Source organism: Cryobacterium sp. TMT2-15-1 (assembly GCF_004402345.1).
Taxonomy (GTDB): Bacteria; Actinomycetota; Actinomycetes; order Actinomycetales; family Microbacteriaceae; genus Cryobacterium; species Cryobacterium sandaracinum.
Genome location: NZ_SOGD01000048.1, coordinates 95,204 through 110,145, shown reverse-complemented (window position 1 = coordinate 110,145; position 14,942 = coordinate 95,204). Strand labels below are relative to the sequence as shown.

Below are 14,942 nucleotides of genomic sequence, written 5' to 3'. Positions count from 1 at the left end.
AGCACGGTCCCGCAGCACAGTTCCGCGGTGTCGGCCCCGCCGTGGATCAGGCCAGCGCGTCCACCAGACCGCGGAGCGGCAGCGAGTGCGCACTCGCGACCGGGCCGCTGGTGATGAGGCCGCCGACCGTGGACAGGCCGAGGGCGAGCGCGGCATCCGTGCGGAGCGCGTCCTTCCAGCCTCGGTTCGCGATCAGCCGAACATAGGGAAGCGTGGCGTTGGTGAGCGCATAGGTGGAGGTGCTCGGCACGGCCCCGGGCATGTTCGCCACGCAGTAGAACAGGGACTGATGCACGGTGAACGTCGGATCGGCGTGCGTCGTCGGGTGGGAGTCGGCAAAGCATCCGCCCTGATCCACAGCGATGTCCACGAGCACGCTACCCGGCTTCATCCGGGACACGAGCTCGTTGCTGACCAGCTTGGGGGCCCGCGCCCCGGGGATCAGGACCGATCCGATCACCAGGTCGGACAACACCAACGCCCGGTCGATCTCGTAGCTGTTCGAGGCGATGGTCTGCACCCGCCCGTAGTACAGCGCGTCGATTTCGCGCAGGCGGAACAGGTTGGTGTCGAGTACGGTCACCTGGGCGCCGAGCCCGAGGGCGACCTGCATGGCTGCCGTGCCGGCCACGCCGCCGCCGAGCACGGTGACCCGAGCCGGATGCGTTCCGGGCACTCCGGGCACGAGCAGGCCCGGTCCGCCGTTGGGCTTGAGCATCGCGTTGGCGCCGACGATGGGTGCCAGGCGGCCCGCGACCTCGCTCATCGGCGCGAGCAGCGGCAGTGCCCGCGTCGGCAGCTGCACGGTCTCGTAGGCGATCGAGGTGACACCGCCCTCCAGCAGCGCACGGGTTAGGGCGGGTTCCGCGGCCAGGTGCAGGTAGGTGAACAGCAGCAGATCGGGGCGAAAATAACCGTACTCGCTCGCCACGGGCTCCTTCACCTTGAGCAGCAGGTCGGCGGCTGCCCAGGTTGACGCGGCATCCGGCATGATCGTCGCGCCCGCCGCCGCATAGCTCTCGTCGCTGAGCCCGGAGCCGAGCCCGGCCCCCGTTTCGATCAACACGTCGTGCCCGTGCGCCACGAGGTCGTGTACGCCGGCCGGGGTGATCGCAACCCGGAACTCGTTGTTCTTGATTTCTGCCGGAACTGCGACCTTCATGGCGCTCCCTTGTCTAACGAATTCGACGGAGATGTTGATGCACAGCCCGTTTGAGGAGCCAAAAACGGCCCTTATGGTGAAAATCTCCGTCGAAGTGGTTCAAACCCTCAGCGGTGGACCTCCGGGCGGTGGACCACTCTGTCCTGAGCGAAATCCTACCGCCGCCGAACAGCTCATTTCGAATGAGAGTGTCGCCATAGAGTGCTGATTTCGTGCGTGATCGCACTAAAAATTAACGATTTGGTCACTCTTGGGTGCGCTGGGGGCGCTGCTGTGCAAGTATCTAGCAACTCGCAATGAAAGCTGTGAGAGCTCATCCGCTGAGAAGTGCAAGGAGACCCGACCATGAAGCCCAGGCCGTTGCCCGCAGATCCCATGATCGCTCAGCTGGTCCGTCAGGCCCGGGCGACCACGATGGGGCGCCGCGCTCTGCTCGCCGGAGCCGGTGGCGGGGCCGCAGCCCTGGCGCTCGCCGCATGCTCGACCGGAGGGGCCACGAAGCCCACCGCCGCCCCCGACGAGTCCGACAGCAGCAAGCTCGTGCGCTGGGACAACTGGGCGCTCTACATCGACGTCGATGACGCCGGCGATTACCCCACACTGGATGCGTTCACGGCCGAAACCGGCATCAAGGTCGAGTACACCGAGGCCGTCGACGACAACAACACGTACTACGGCAAGGTCAAGGACCAGCTCGCCCTCGGCCAGGACATCGGCGCCGACACCGTCTGCCTGACCGACTGGATGGTCGGCCGTTGGATCCGGTTCGGCTACACCCAGGAACTCGACCAGGCCAACATCCCCAACCTGAAAAACCTGCTCCCGTCCCTGAAAGACGTCGGCTTCGACCCCGGCCGCAAAATGAGCGTGCCGTGGCAGGGCGGGTTCGCCGGCATCTGCTGGAACAAGGAGAAACTTCCGAACGGCATCGCGTCGGTCGAGGACCTGTGGAGCTCCGACCTCAAGGGCCGGGTCGGCGTCCTGTCCGAGATGCGCGACACCATGGGACTGATCATGCTCGACATGGGTGTCGACATCGCGGGCGACTGGGGCGACGACGAGTTCTTCGCCGCGATCGACGTGCTGGAGAAACAGGTCGGCGACGGCCAGGTTCGCAACATCAAGGGCAATGCGTACAAGGAAGACCTCATCAACGAGGACACCCTCGCCGCCATCGTCTGGTCCGGCGACATCGTGCAGCTCAACGCCGAGAACGGGGACAAGTGGGAGTTTGTGGTCCCCGACAAGGGCGGCACCCTCTGGAACGACAACTTCCTGGTGCCGATCGGCTCCACGCACAAGAAGAATGTCGAGAAACTCATCGACTACTACTACGACCCGGCCGTTGCCGCCGAGGTCGCCGCCTACGTGAACTACATCACCCCCGTTGCCGGCGCCAAGGAAGCCGCGATGGCGATCGACCCCGAGCTCGCGAACAACCAGCTGATCTTCCCGGACGATACGACCCTGGCCAAGGCTCGCGTCTTCCGCACCCTGACCGGCGCGGAGGAGCAAAAGTACGACGCCGCCTTCCAGGGCATCCTGCTGGGCTCGTAGGGATGGCCAACGGAGAATTCGCCAGCGCGGGGGCCGACCTGGAGCTGGTGGGCATCCAGAAGAGGTTCCCGGGCTTCACCGCCATCGAGCACCTCGACCTGAAGATCCCCGCGGGGTCGTTCTTCGCGCTGCTCGGCCCGTCCGGCTGCGGCAAGACCACGACCCTGCGCTTGGTGGCCGGCCTCGAGGAACCGACGGCCGGGCGCATCCTGATCGGGGGCACGGATGTGACGAACCAGAAATCTTTCCAGCGTCCGGTCAACACGGTGTTCCAGAGTTATGCCCTCTTCCCGCACATGACGGTGCTGGAGAACGTCGCCTTCGGGCTGCGTCGCCGGCGGATCGACGACCCGGTCGCCAAGGCCCACGAGGCGCTCCGCCTGGTGGAACTGGACCACCTCGCCGCCCGCCGCCCGCAACAGCTCTCCGGCGGACAGCAGCAGCGCGTGGCCCTCGCCCGCGCGATCGTCAACCGGCCGGCCCTGCTGTTGCTCGACGAGCCCCTCGGCGCGCTCGACCTGAAGCTGCGGCGCCAGATGCAGCTCGAGCTGAAGACCATCCAGGAGGAAGTCGGCCTCACGTTTCTGCACGTCACCCACGACCAGGAGGAGGCCATGACCATGGCCGATACCGTCGCGGTCATGAACAAGGGCCGGATCGAACAGATGGGCGCCCCCGAGGAACTCTACGAGCTGCCGCGCACGGCGTTCGTCGCCAACTTCCTCGGCCAGTCGAACCTGTTCACCGGCCCCGTGGTCGGTAGCACGAGCGAGGCCATCTCCGTGGCCGTGGCCGGCCAGAAAGTCGTGGTTCCGGCGGCGCGCGCGCACCGGCACACCGGCGAGGTCACCATCGGCGTCCGCCCGGAGAAGCTGACCCTGCACGTGACCGAACCCGTCGCCGACGTCGCTCGTAACCTGATGGGTCCCGGCCGGGTGATCGACGTCTCGTTCAGCGGGGTCAGCACCCAGTACCTGGTCGAGGTCGCCGGAGTCGGCACCCTCATCGTCTTCGCGCAGAACATGGCATTCGGCCCCGTCGCCCATGAGGGGTCCGAGGTCTGGCTGGACTGGAACATCGAACACGGCTTCGGGCTTGAAGACGACGCCTCGGCGGAACCCCGTTTCGAGGCGGACGACACCACCCGGAGCATCGCGACCCAGAAACGCTCCTCCCTGCTCACGGAGCTTGAGGGAGCCTAGGGTGGCGTTCGCGGCATTCTCCACCAGCACCACCGCGCCCGAACCGGCGCCGCGCCGGAAGAGCCCGGTCGCGCTGCTCCTGCTGTTGCCGGGCATCCTCTACCTGGTGCTGTTCTTTCTGGCCCCCCTCGTCTCGCTGCTGCTGACGTCGTTCCAGGCCCCCTCGGAATTCGGCGACGTCGGCCAGTACTCCTACGCCTTCCGCTGGGAGAACTACGTCGACGTGATCACGGCCTACTGGCCGCACATCATGCGCTCCTTCGGCTACGCGCTGATCGCCACGCTGCTCGCCCTGGTGTTCAGCTACCCGCTGGCGTACTTCATCGGCGTGAAGGCGCGGCCCTGGCCGTTGCTGCAGAGCCTCATGCTGGTGCTGGTGATCGCCCCGTTCTTCATCAGCTTCCTGCTGCGCACCCTGGCCTGGAAGCAGCTCCTGTCCGACGAGTCGTTCGTGATCACCTCACTCAAGGCTCTGTCGTTGCTGGCACCGGATGCCCATTTCACGGGCACTGCTTTCGCCGTCATCTTCGGGCTCACCTACAACTTCATCCCGTTCATGACCCTGCCGCTCTACACGACGCTCGAACGGCTCGACCTGCGCTACCTCGAGGCCGGCAGCGACCTCTACGCGCATCCGTTCGACGTGTTCCGCAAGATCACGATCCCGTTGTCGATGCCCGGCATCGTGGCCGGAACCCTGCTGACCTTCATCCCGGCGGCCGGCGACTACATCAACGCGAGCCGGGACTTCCTCGGCGGGCCGGACACCCAGATGATCGGTAACGTGATCGAGGCCAACTTCCTGGTGCTGCAGAATTATCCGGCGGCGGCCGCGCTGTCGATCATCCTGATGTCGGTGATCCTGGTGATCGTGAGCGTCTACGTCAAACGGTCGGGCACGGAGGAGCTGCTGTGAAAATCTCCCTGGGCAAGTGGTTGCTGCCGCTCTACACGGTGTTGGCGCTGATCTTCCTGATGGTGCCGATCGTCTACACGTTCGTGTTCTCGTTCAACGACTCGCTCAAGTCCAACATCACCTGGCGCGGGTTCACCTTCGACAAGTGGCTCAACGTGTGCCAAGTGCAGAACGGCGCCGTCTGCGAGGCGTTCGGCAACAGCATCCTGATCGGCGTGGTGGCCACGGTGGCCGCGACCACGCTCGGCACCATGATCGCGATCGCCCTCGTGCGGTACCGGTTCCGGTACCGGTCGCAGACGAGCCTGCTCCTGTTCCTGCCTATGGCCACTCCGGAAGTCGTGCTCGGCGCCGGCCTGGCCGCGCAGTTCCTGTCGCTCGGCGTGCCGAAGGACATGTCCACGATCATCCTGGCGCACACCATGTTCTGCATCAGCTTCGTGGTGGTGACGGTCAAGGCGCGAGTCGCGAGCCTCGACCCCGCGCTCGAGGAGGCCGGCCGGGACCTCTACGGCTCGGCAACCCAGGTGTTCGCGCGGATCACCTTCCCGCTCCTGCTGCCCGGCATCCTGGCGGCCGCGCTGCTCTCCTTCGCGCTGAGCTTCGACGACTTCATCATCACCAACTTCAACTCCGGCGCCGTCACCACGTTCCCCAAGTACATCTACGTGTCCGCCGCCCGGGGAATCCCGGCCGAGGCGAACGTGATCGCGTCGGCGGTGTTCATCTTCGCCCTGGTGATCGTGGTCACCGCGCAGGTATCCCGGGCGGCCAAGGAGAAACGGCTGGCAAAGCAGGGCTGATTCCCGGCCCGCGCCCTACACGTAGCTGGCGCGGATCTCCCCGACCGGGAGCCCGCCGCCCAGCACCGCCAGGTTCAGCTCGGGCAGCAAGGCCTCGACGTCGCTGTGTGCGATGGCACCGGAATCCGCGAGAAGACGCAAAGCCACGATGGCGGTTGCCCGCAGGCTGCCGTCGAGAATCTTGAGGGCGACCGTCGTGCCGTTGGCGGCGGAGGCGACGCAGATGCCCTCCGCGCCGGTCTTCACGAACAGTCCGAGGCGGTCGATCACGACCGTGTCGGGCATGCCGGGTCCGGCGATGACCCAGCCGTTCTGCCGTACTGCCTCGCCCAGGAAGCCGGCCTCGCGGTAGATCGCGAAGGGCGAATTTGACTTGGATGTGGCGATGCGGGCGATGCCGCGTGCCAGAGCGGTGAGAGACAGCGCGTGAACCGGCGCGCCGCATCCGTCGATGCCCGACGCCGACGGCCGCTCGCCGGTGAAGCGCTCCACCACGTCGAGAATGCGCTTTTGCAACGGATGCGCCGGCTCCAAGTATCCAGAAAGCGCCCAGCCGTTCTGCTGGCAGGCCACGAGCATCGCGGCGTGCTTGCCCGAGCAGTTCATGTAGATCGGGGCCTTGGCGGCACCCAGTCGCACCAGGGCGTCGCGGGTGGGGGAGTCGTCCGGCCAGGCCGCCGGGCAGGCGAGCGCCGTCTCGGGGATGCCGGCGCGGGCGAGGAGCCCGCGCACGAGGTCGGCGTGGCGCTGCGTTCCGGTGTGGCTGGCGGTCGCGATGGCGGCGTCCTCCCCGCGCAGGGTGACCCCGCTGGCCATTACGGCGATGGCCTGGAAGGGCTTCATCGACGACCGCGGGAAGATCGGGGTGGTCACATCGCCGAGGGCGCGCAGGACCGCGCCCTCGCTGGTGAGCACGACCGCGCTACCGGCGTGCCTCGATTCGATGAAGCCGCTGCGCTCGACCACGGCCAGTTCGACCGCATCGGGGACGAAGAACGTCTGCCCGGCGTGGATTGGCACCTCGAATGTCGTTGTCACGGTGTGTGTCTCGCGCCTAAAGCGCGGCGATGGCGTCGTCGATGACCGAGAGGGCATCGTTCAGAAGGGCATCACTCACGGCCAGGCTCGGGAGGAAGCGCAGCACATTGCCGTAGGTTCCGGCGGTGAGCAGCAACACGCCGTGCTGGGCGGCGTAGGCGGCGATGGAGGACACGGCGGCGGCGTTCGGCGCCTTCTCCGTGTCACCGGTGCCCGGCTGCACGAGTTCGATGGCGATCATGGCGCCGCGACCGCGGATCTCGCCGATGATGTCGTACTTCTCCTTGAGAGAACCGAGGCCGGCGCGCAGGGTGTTCTCGATACGCGCACCCTCGGCGAGCAGGTCGCCCCGCTCAATCGACTCGAAGACCGCGATGGCCGCGGCGCAGGAGACCGGGTTACCGCCGAAGGTTCCGCCGAGGCCGCCGGGCTGCGAGGAATCCATGATCTCGGCGCGGCCGGTGACGGCGGCCAGCGGCATGCCGCCGGCGATGCCCTTGGCGGTGAGCACGAGGTCGGGGGTCCAGCCGAAGTGCTCGCTGGCGTAGTACTTGCCGGTGCGGGCCATGCCGCTCTGGATCTCGTCGGCGATCATGACGACGCCGTTCGCGGTGCACCAGGTCTGCAGGGCGTTGAAGTAGCCCTCGGCCGGAACCATGAAGCCACCCTCACCCTGGATGGGCTCGACGACCAGGCAAGCCAGGTCGGTGGGTCCGACGACCTTCTCGAGGTACGCGATCGTGCGCGCCGCGGCATCCGCGCCGCTCAGACCGTCGTGATACGGGTAGGAGCTGGGGGCGTGGTAGACATCGCTGGCGAGGGGGCCGTAGCCGGTGGCGTAGGGCATGGCCTTGTAATTCATGGCCATGGTCAGCACCGTGCGACCGTGGTAGGCGTGGTCGAGCACGGCGACGGCGCGGCGGCCGGTGTGCTTGCGGGCGATCTTGACACCGTTCTCGACGGCCTCGGCGCCCGAGTTGATCAGCACCGATTTCTTCGGCCAGGAGCCGGGGGTGTGCTCGGCGAGAAGCTCGCAGACACGCACATACTCCTCGTAGGGCGTGATGGTGAAGAGGGTGTGGATGAAGTCCTGGGTCTGTTCGACGGCGGCCGCGACCACGCTGGTCTCGGTGTGGCCGATCGTGGTCACGCCGATGCCGGCGCCCAGGTCGATGAACTGGTTGCCGTCGACGTCGACGAGGATGGCGCCGTTCGCCTTGGCGATGTAGACGGGCAAAGCGGATGCGACGCCGCCGGAGACGACGGCGAGCCTGCGCTGCTGGAGTTCCTTCGATCGCGGACCCGGGATCGCGGTCACGATCTTGCGTTCCTGCGGCACGGTGTAAACCGGTGCGGCGGGGGTGGACGGGGAGGTCGAAGGCGTCAGCGTGTCAGTCATGATCTGACCAGTTTACCGATCGATGCGACGGGAGGCGCGGCGAATTGCTGCAACAATCGGTTCCCTGGCCGCGATACGGCCCGTTGTCGGCCGCGAATCGGCCCGCAGAGCCGCGCAAATCGAAGGAGGCGCCGTGATCGGTGCACACCACCACTACGCCGTGAACATCGCCTGGACAGGCAACCGAGGGACCGGAACGAGCGGCTACCGGGACTACGGCCGGGATCACCTGATCACCGCGCCCGGCAAGGAGCCGATCAGCGCATCGGCCGATCCGACCTTCCACGGGGACGCCGACCGTTGGAACCCGGAGGAACTGCTGCTGGCCGCCCTCAGCGAGTGCCACCTGATGAGCTATCTGCACGTCGCCGTGAAGCACGGCGTGCAGGTCGTCGACTACACCGACGACGCGACCGGGTCGATGACTCAAACGACGGATGGTGGCGGCCACTTCACCGAGGTCACCCTGCGACCGCGCGTCACGGTTGCCGACCCCGGCCAGGTCGAACTCGCGCAGTCTCTGCACGCGGAGGCCGCCGGTCTCTGCTTCATCGGCGCATCCGTGAACTTCCCCGTCGTGCACCAGCCGCAGACGGTGGCGCTCGCCGACACTGAGGTGTGACGCCGACCCGGTCACCGCACCGTGCGGTCGATGGCCGTGCTCTCGGCGGCGGCGGCGATCAGACGGCTTCCGCCGCACGCTCGCCGCCACCTACCCGGGGTTCTATCGGTACTACAGGCCGGACAGGGCGGCGAGGGTTTCCTCGATCACGGAGGCGGCATCGTCGATCAGCGCCTCGGAGATGACAACCGACGGCATGATGCGCAGCACCGAGTCCCAGCTGCCGGCATCCAACACGATGACGCCATTGGTGGTCGCGTGCTTGATGATCGCGGTGAGAGCCTCGGGGTACGGAGTGGTCGTGCCCGGGTGAACGAGCTCCACTCCGAACATCGCACCCTTGCCGCGCACGTCGCCCACGACGGAGAACCGCTTCGGCCAGTCGCCGATGCGCGCCCAGAGGGCCTTCTCGACGCGCCGCGCCTCGCCGAGGAGGTCGTCCCGCTCGATCAGGTCGAAGACGGCGAGGGCGGCCGCGGTCGAGACCGGGTTGCCGCCGAAGGTTCCGCCGATGCCGCCGGGCTGTACAGAGTCCATGATGTCGGCGCGACCGGTGACGGCGGCGAGCGGGAATCCGCCGGCGATGCCCTTGGCGGTGGTGACGAGGTCCGGCACCACATTGTGGTGCTCGATGCCGTACCAGGCACCGGTGCGGGCGATGCCGGCCTGGATCTCGTCGGAGACGAAGACGATGCCGTGCTCGGTGCAGAATTCGCTCAGCCGCTTGAAGAATCCGGGGGCGGGGATGACGATGCCGCCGTCGCCCTGGATCGGCTCGATGAAGAAGGCCGCGATCTCGGTGGCGCCGATGTGGGTGTTGATGTAGTCGATGGTCTTCTCGGCGGCTTCTTCGCCGGTCAGGCCGTCACGGTAGGGGTAGCTGGTCGGCACGCTGTAGATCTCGCCGGGGAACGGTCCCATTCCGGCGCGCTCGGGCCAGGGGCGGTAGGTCATCGCCATGGTCAGGTTGGTGCGGCCGTGGAACGCGTGGTCGAGCGCGACGATGGCGCGCCGGCCGGTGAACTTGCGGGCGATCTTCACGGCGTTCTCGACGGCTTCCGCGCCGGTGTTCACCAGGATGGAGCGCTTCTCGAAGTCTCCAGGGGTGATCTCGGCGAGCTTCTCCGCGACGGCCACGTAGTTCTCGTACGGGGTGACGGTGAACAGGGTGTGGGTGAGCTTGGCGGCCTGCGCCGCGGCGGCCGCGGCCACCTCGTCGTTCGCGTGACCGATGGTGGTCACGCCGATGCCGCAGCCGAGGTCGATGATCTGGTTGCCGTCGACGTCGACGAGGATCGCTCCCGCTCCGTGATCCATATAGATGTTCGCCAGCGTGCCCGCACCGCGGGAAACCGCGCGCAGGCGGCGTTCCTGCAATTCGACCGACTTGGGGCCGGGAAGGGCGGTGACGAGCTTGCGCTGCTGGGGTACCGAATACGTGTCAGACATGACCCCAGCTTAGGTCGCGCCCGTTTCCGCGGTGTTTCCGGGCGGCGGATGCTCGGCTCGGCCGGCCCGAAAGCGGCTAGACGCGTTCGCGCGGGAAGACCCGGTCGGCGATCTTTTGCAGGGTGCCCGAGGGCGGCGACTCGTTGTACCGGCCGGCCAATTCCTGACGGGACAGGGCGTGGATCGCGGCCATGATCTCGTCGGTCGCGCCGCGCCGTGCCTTGCCGGACTCGGCGGAACCGTGGCGGCGGAGGTCGAGGGGCTCGCCGAAAGCGACCGTGACCTTGCGGATCCGCGGGAATTTTGCTCCTACCGGCTGGATCTCCTGTGTGCCGATCAGCCCGACCGGAACCACGACGGCCCCCGTGGTGAGGGCGAGCCACGCCACGCCCGTGCGGCCCTTGTACAGGCGGCCGTCGAGGGAACGGGTTCCCTCCGGGTAGATAGCGAACGCGCTGTCGGATTCGAGGATGTTGCGGCCCGCGTCGAGTGCGTCCTGGGCGGCCTGCCCCGCGCCGCGTTCGACCCCGACCGCTCCGATCGAGGTGAAGAAGGTGCGCGAGACGAAACCCGTGAACCCGGTGCCGGTGAAGTAGGTGGACTTGGCCAGGAACTGCACGCGCCGAGGAGCGACCAGCGGAATCACGATGCTGTCGATGAACGACAGGTGGTTGCTGGCCAGGATGACACGGCCGCTGCGCGGGATATTATCCCGGCCGGTGATCGTGGGGCGGAAGACCAGCCGGGCGATCGGCGCCATGATGCCGTAACCGAGGAAGTAGACGAATCCGGGGCGCTTCGTGGGCTCCGATTCCTCCGCCGACAGGTCGACGGGAGTTGCATCCTGGGAATCTGCTTTGGAACCGGTCATCCTTGGACCCTACCGCCACGGCCCGCCCCGGCACGAAAGGCGGCGGCGCCACCTAAAATTGCGGGATGCGCAGACGAGTTGTAATTCTCGGTTCGACCGGCTCGATCGGAACCCAGGCCCTTGATGTGATCAAGGCCAACCCCACCCGGTTCGAGGTGGTCGGGCTCTCCGCCGGCAACAACAGGACGATGCTCGAGGCGCAGGCCGCCGAGTTCGAGGTCGAGCACACGGCGCTCGGCGCGGACGAGGCCGAAGAGCTCGTGCGCGACGTCCAGGCCGACGTGGTGCTCAACGGCATCACGGGCTCGGTGGGCCTCGGGCCGACCCTCGCCGCCTTGCGAGCCGGTCGCACGCTGGCCCTGGCAAACAAGGAATCGCTCATCGTCGGCGGCGACCTGGTGAAGTCGCTGGCGGCGCCGGGGCAGATCGTGCCCGTCGACTCCGAGCACTCCGCCATCGCGCAGGCGCTCCGCTCGGGAACGGCCGGCGAGGTGCGACGCCTGGTGCTGACGGCATCCGGGGGCCCGTTCCGTGGCCGACGACGCGGGCAGCTCGCCGACGTCACGCCGGCCGAGGCGCTCGCGCACCCGACCTGGCAGATGGGGCTCGTCGTCACGACCAACTCGTCCACCCTCGTCAACAAGGGCCTCGAGGTGATCGAAGCGCATCTGCTCTTCGACGTGGACTACGAGCGCATCGATGTGGTCGTGCACCCGCAGTCCGTCGTGCACTCCATGGTGGAATTCATCGACGGATCGACGATCGCCCAGGCGTCCCCGCCGGATATGCGTCTGCCGATCTCGCTCGGGCTGGACTGGCCGAACCGCGTCGCGGCGGTCGGCACGCCGATCGACTGGACCATCCCGCAGAACTGGACCTTCGAGCCCCTCGACACGATTGCCTTCCCGGCCGTCGACCTGGCCAAGCAGGTCGGGCGTGCCGGCGGCACCTACCCCGCGGTGTTCAACGCGGCGAACGAGCAGGCCGTTGCGGCTTTCCACGCCGGCACCATCGGGTTCCTCGACATCGTCGACACCATCCAGCGTGTCGTCGAACGGCACGAGCAGGACGGCCCGCTCACACGCGAGTCGCTCGCCGGCGCCGAGGCGTGGGCGCGCGCCGCGGCGGACAAGCTCCTCGCCCGCTGAGAAAGCCGGCCGTGCGGTTCAGGCCGTGTCGCCTGAGTTGAGGTAACTGTCCGCGGTTGCGGCGAGGGCATCCGGCCACGGGGTCTTGCCGACGCCGAGCTCGCGCTCGGTTTCGGCGGAATCGATGATGTACGGCACCCTGAGCTGATAGCTCGAGGCCCAGATCTCGTGCATCATCGGGTTCAGCGCGCCGAGCGATTTGAGCAGCCACTGCGGGTAGCCCGCCACCGTGCCGTGCGTGCCGTAGCGGCGGTTGAGCTGGGCGGCGATGTCGTCACGGGTGATGGCCGTGCTCGGCACATGCCAGAGCCGGCCCCAGTCGCCCCGGTAGTCGGCGGCGGCCACGAGGGTTGTCACGATGTCGGGCAGGAAGCTCCAGCTGTGTACGCGCCCGGGCCGGCCCACGACCCGGGCGGTCTTCGATTCCAGGATGGCTCTGAAGAACCGGTCGTCGAGGTGCGCAGTGCCGACGACGCCCGGCCCGAAATAATCGCTCGCCCGCACCTCGACGGCCCGAATCTCGCCGCGGTCGTGCGCGTCCTTCGCCCGGTGCCAGAGCTCCTTGCGCACGAGCCCCTTCGTCTCGGTGGTCGTTTCCGGCGAATGCTCGGTCATCGGCCCGGTCGGAGACCCGTACGGGTAAAGATTGCCCATCATCACCAGGCGGGCGCCGGTGACGGATGCCGCCGTCAGCGCCGCGTCGATGACCCGCGGCCACTGGGTGGGCCAGTCGGTGTACCGCGGGTTTATGCACAGAAAGATCGTCGACATGCCGGTCGCCGCCCGGGTGAAGGTCTGGGCGTCGCTCGCGTTCAGCACGAGCGATTCTGCCCCGGGTGCCGCCGCGCCGGAGCGGGTTCCGACGGTCACCTGGTCGCCTCGACCCACCAGACGCTCGGCGAGCGGTCGTCCGACCATGCCTGCGCCGACAACCAGCTGCTGGGGCATGAATCCTCCTGAGGTGAGGCCGACGCTAGTCCTCGTCGTCGCAGCCGTCGTCTTTCTTCTTGCATCTACCGTCGTCCTTGTCGTTGCCGTTGTCAACGGACGTCGGGCTCGGGGCTGGAACCGGGGCCACGGTCGGCTCCGGCTCGCTCGCCTCGATCGCAGCGGTCAGGTCCGCGAACACCAGGTTGAGGGCTGACTGGATGTCGGCAGCACGGGCGGCGCTTACCTCGTCCGCCGCGGCCGCGGTGAGCAGGTCGGCCTGAACGGCTTCGAGCGAAACCTGGGCGGCGTCGAAGTCGCCGGCCGCGGCGGCCGCTGTCACGTCCTGCACACCGGCCTGCAACTGGGTGGCGGTGCTCTGCTGCAGGTCGGGAGGCGTGCTCCCGCACCCGGTCAGGGTGGACGCGACGAGCGTGACCGCGGCCAGCGCGAGGGTCAGGCGGTCTCGAGGCATCATGGCGTCACGCTTTCCTGGAGTCGCTTCAGATTGGTGCCGAGGGAACCGTCAACGGCCGGGTAGGTGGCGGCGGGCGTGGCCGGTTCGGCCCCCCGGGGGGTGAAGACCACCACGGCGAGCACGATGAGTGCGGCCAGCACTCCCAGCGCGGCGAGCACTCGGGGACGGCGCCATGCGGGAGCGGTGGTGGTGGCACGGGCGCTGCCCGGTGAGCGGGCCGGAGCGCCGGCCGGCGTCAGAAACTCGGTGGGGGCATCCGCGACGGGTTTCGGGGCGGCGATGACTCTCGTGGCGGCCAGAACCGCAGTCGGATCGAGGGTCGCGGACCTGAGAACCGCGGTGGGCTGGAGGGTTTCGGTGGCGCCCAGGACGGCGGTGGGTTCCAACAGCTCGTTGGCGCCCAGGACGGCGGTGGGCTCCAATAGCTCGGTGGCCCCCGGAGCCCCCATTGCCACGGTGACTGCGGTTCCAGCGTCGGTATTTCCCCCGCTGACCAGGCGTCGCAGCTGCACGGCTGCGTCGCCCGCGCTGAGCCGGTCGGCCGGCTCGCGGATGGTCATGCCGCCCAGAACGGTGGCCCAGCTCTGGCCGAGATCGGCCGGAATGTGCGGCTGCCGCTGCAGCCTGGCCATTGCCGATTCGATCGCCGTTCCGGTGAAGGCGCGCTCGCCGGTGAGGCATTCAAGCAACACAAGTCCGAGCGAGTACACGTCGCTGGGCGGGCCGATGGTGCTGCCGAGTGCCTGTTCGGGGCTGAGGTAGCCGGCCGTGCCGAGCAGAGACCCGGTCGCCGTGAGGCGGGTCGCGTCGAAGAGACGGGCAATGCCGAAGTCGGCGAGTTTGGCATGCATGGCGCGGCCGGGGAATCCCGACGGTGCGAGCAGCACGTTCGCGGGCTTGATGTCGCGATGGATGATGCCCTGCGCGTGCACGTAGTGCAGCGCCTCCGCGAGGTCGGCGCCCATGGCTGCCACCTCGTCGGGGTGCAGGGGCCCATCGGCGATCTTGCTGCGCAGGTCCGTGCCGTCCACGAGCTCCATCACGATGTAGGTGCGCGAGACGCCGTCGATTACGGCCGTGCCGGCGTCGAACAGGGTGACCAGGCCGAAGTGGTTGAGGCTCGCGAGCACCGTGACCTCGCCGCTCTGGCGCTCGGGCCCGGCGTCGTCGGCCGTGTCGAGACGGAACAGCTTCACGGCGACAGTACGCCCCAGAAAGAGGTCGGTGGCCCGGTAGACGGATGCCATCCCGCCCGTTCCGAGCAGAGCGTCGATACGAAAACGGTCGGCCAGGCTGATGCCGATGGGACCGACGGTGTGTGGCTTGGACAGAGGGGACCTCCTCGTGGATCCGTGAAGTCAAGCAAACCA

General features: G+C 67.8%; 14 protein-coding genes. 6 read left to right on the top strand and 8 right to left on the bottom strand.

Features of this window, described 5'->3' with window-relative positions; translation table 11 throughout:
* Positions 1-46 precede the first annotated feature (46 nt).
* Positions 47-1,162 (bottom strand): alanine dehydrogenase, encoded by a 1,116-nt coding sequence (gene ald / locus E3O62_RS12865; protein WP_134398758.1) that lies wholly within the window; start codon positions 1,160-1,162, stop codon positions 47-49.
* A gap of 345 nt (positions 1,163-1,507) precedes the next feature.
* Here ald and E3O62_RS12860 point away from each other — a divergent pair, with 345 nt between their 5' ends.
* The 4 genes from E3O62_RS12860 to E3O62_RS12845 are packed head-to-tail and all read left to right on the top strand — an operon-like array spanning position 1,508 to position 5,640.
* Positions 1,508-2,719, top strand: a complete 1,212-nt coding sequence (locus E3O62_RS12860; protein WP_134396407.1) for a spermidine/putrescine ABC transporter substrate-binding protein — start codon at positions 1,508-1,510, stop codon at positions 2,717-2,719.
* A 2-nt stretch (positions 2,720-2,721) separates the two neighbouring features.
* A complete protein-coding gene (locus E3O62_RS12855) occupies positions 2,722-3,921 on the top strand; it encodes an ABC transporter ATP-binding protein (RefSeq protein WP_134396405.1) in 1,200 nt (399 codons plus the stop codon).
* A 1-nt stretch (position 3,922) separates the two neighbouring features.
* Positions 3,923-4,837 (top strand): ABC transporter permease, encoded by a 915-nt coding sequence (locus E3O62_RS12850; RefSeq protein WP_134396403.1) that lies wholly within the window; start codon positions 3,923-3,925, stop codon positions 4,835-4,837.
* The gene (locus E3O62_RS12845) at positions 4,834-5,640 is read left to right on the top strand and encodes an ABC transporter permease (RefSeq protein ID WP_174720144.1); all 807 of its coding nucleotides are present in this window, start codon (positions 4,834-4,836) and stop codon (positions 5,638-5,640) included. The genes E3O62_RS12850 and E3O62_RS12845 overlap by 4 nt, the downstream gene beginning before the upstream one ends.
* A gap of 15 nt (positions 5,641-5,655) precedes the next feature.
* On the opposite strand, the gene E3O62_RS12840 is transcribed toward E3O62_RS12845, so the two are convergent.
* Together E3O62_RS12840 and gabT are read right to left on the bottom strand one after the other, a co-directional pair.
* On the bottom strand, positions 5,656-6,678 hold the full coding sequence (locus E3O62_RS12840) for an asparaginase (protein WP_241973481.1): 1,023 nt from the start codon (positions 6,676-6,678) through the stop codon (positions 5,656-5,658).
* A 16-nt stretch (positions 6,679-6,694) separates the two neighbouring features.
* On the bottom strand, positions 6,695-8,077 hold the full coding sequence (gabT, locus tag E3O62_RS12835) for a 4-aminobutyrate--2-oxoglutarate transaminase (protein WP_134398756.1): 1,383 nt from the start codon (positions 8,075-8,077) through the stop codon (positions 6,695-6,697).
* Positions 8,078-8,213: 136 nt separating this feature from the next.
* On the opposite strand from gabT, the gene E3O62_RS12830 reads away from it, so the two are divergent.
* Positions 8,214-8,699, top strand: coding sequence for an OsmC family protein (locus E3O62_RS12830; protein ID WP_134396490.1), 486 nt, complete (start codon positions 8,214-8,216; stop codon positions 8,697-8,699).
* Positions 8,700-8,810: 111 nt separating this feature from the next.
* Here the strand turns inward: E3O62_RS12830 and E3O62_RS12825 are convergent, their stop codons facing one another.
* Positions 8,811-10,148: an aminotransferase class III-fold pyridoxal phosphate-dependent enzyme gene (locus E3O62_RS12825; RefSeq protein WP_134396397.1), complete on the bottom strand. Its 1,338-nt coding sequence runs from the start codon at positions 10,146-10,148 to the stop codon at positions 8,811-8,813.
* A gap of 76 nt (positions 10,149-10,224) precedes the next feature.
* Complete coding sequence (locus tag E3O62_RS12820; protein ID WP_134396395.1) at positions 10,225-11,019, bottom strand: 1-acyl-sn-glycerol-3-phosphate acyltransferase; 795 nt, start codon at positions 11,017-11,019, stop codon at positions 10,225-10,227.
* A 65-nt stretch (positions 11,020-11,084) separates the two neighbouring features.
* On the opposite strand from E3O62_RS12820, the gene dxr reads away from it, so the two are divergent.
* Positions 11,085-12,167 carry a 1-deoxy-D-xylulose-5-phosphate reductoisomerase gene (dxr, locus tag E3O62_RS12815; protein ID WP_134398755.1) on the top strand — a complete coding sequence of 361 codons (1,083 nt, stop codon included), beginning with the start codon at positions 11,085-11,087 and terminating at the stop codon, positions 12,165-12,167.
* Positions 12,168-12,185: 18 nt separating this feature from the next.
* On the opposite strand, the gene E3O62_RS12810 is transcribed toward dxr, so the two are convergent.
* Genes E3O62_RS12810 through E3O62_RS12800 form a run of 3 tightly spaced genes read right to left on the bottom strand, consistent with a single transcriptional unit; the run spans position 12,186 to position 14,837 of the window.
* Positions 12,186-13,115 (bottom strand): NAD(P)H-binding protein, encoded by a 930-nt coding sequence (locus E3O62_RS12810; RefSeq protein WP_134398754.1) that lies wholly within the window; start codon positions 13,113-13,115, stop codon positions 12,186-12,188.
* 25 nt (positions 13,116-13,140) lie between these two features.
* Positions 13,141-13,572, bottom strand: coding sequence for a hypothetical protein (locus tag E3O62_RS12805; protein ID WP_134396389.1), 432 nt, complete (start codon positions 13,570-13,572; stop codon positions 13,141-13,143).
* Positions 13,569-14,837 carry a serine/threonine-protein kinase gene (locus E3O62_RS12800; RefSeq protein ID WP_370448931.1) on the bottom strand — a complete coding sequence of 423 codons (1,269 nt, stop codon included), beginning with the start codon at positions 14,835-14,837 and terminating at the stop codon, positions 13,569-13,571. The genes E3O62_RS12805 and E3O62_RS12800 overlap by 4 nt, the downstream gene beginning before the upstream one ends.
* Positions 14,838-14,942 lie beyond the last annotated feature (105 nt).

What these genes read in the sequence shown, in the direction of transcription:
- gabT (WP_134398756.1), bottom strand. Translation starts at nt 8,077, where the DNA reads ATGACTGACACGCTGACGCCTTCGACCTCCCCGTCCACCCCCGCCGCA.
- E3O62_RS12855 (WP_134396405.1), top strand. Translation starts at nt 2,722, where the DNA reads ATGGCCAACGGAGAATTCGCCAGCGCGGGGGCCGACCTGGAGCTGGTG.
- dxr (WP_134398755.1), top strand. Translation starts at nt 11,085, where the DNA reads ATGCGCAGACGAGTTGTAATTCTCGGTTCGACCGGCTCGATCGGAACC.
- E3O62_RS12860 (WP_134396407.1), top strand. Translation starts at nt 1,508, where the DNA reads ATGAAGCCCAGGCCGTTGCCCGCAGATCCCATGATCGCTCAGCTGGTC.
- E3O62_RS12810 (WP_134398754.1), bottom strand. Translation starts at nt 13,115, where the DNA reads ATGCCCCAGCAGCTGGTTGTCGGCGCAGGCATGGTCGGACGACCGCTC.
- E3O62_RS12805 (WP_134396389.1), bottom strand. Translation starts at nt 13,572, where the DNA reads ATGATGCCTCGAGACCGCCTGACCCTCGCGCTGGCCGCGGTCACGCTC.
- E3O62_RS12820 (WP_134396395.1), bottom strand. Translation starts at nt 11,019, where the DNA reads ATGACCGGTTCCAAAGCAGATTCCCAGGATGCAACTCCCGTCGACCTG.
- ald (WP_134398758.1), bottom strand. Translation starts at nt 1,162, where the DNA reads ATGAAGGTCGCAGTTCCGGCAGAAATCAAGAACAACGAGTTCCGGGTT.
- E3O62_RS12825 (WP_134396397.1), bottom strand. Translation starts at nt 10,148, where the DNA reads ATGTCTGACACGTATTCGGTACCCCAGCAGCGCAAGCTCGTCACCGCC.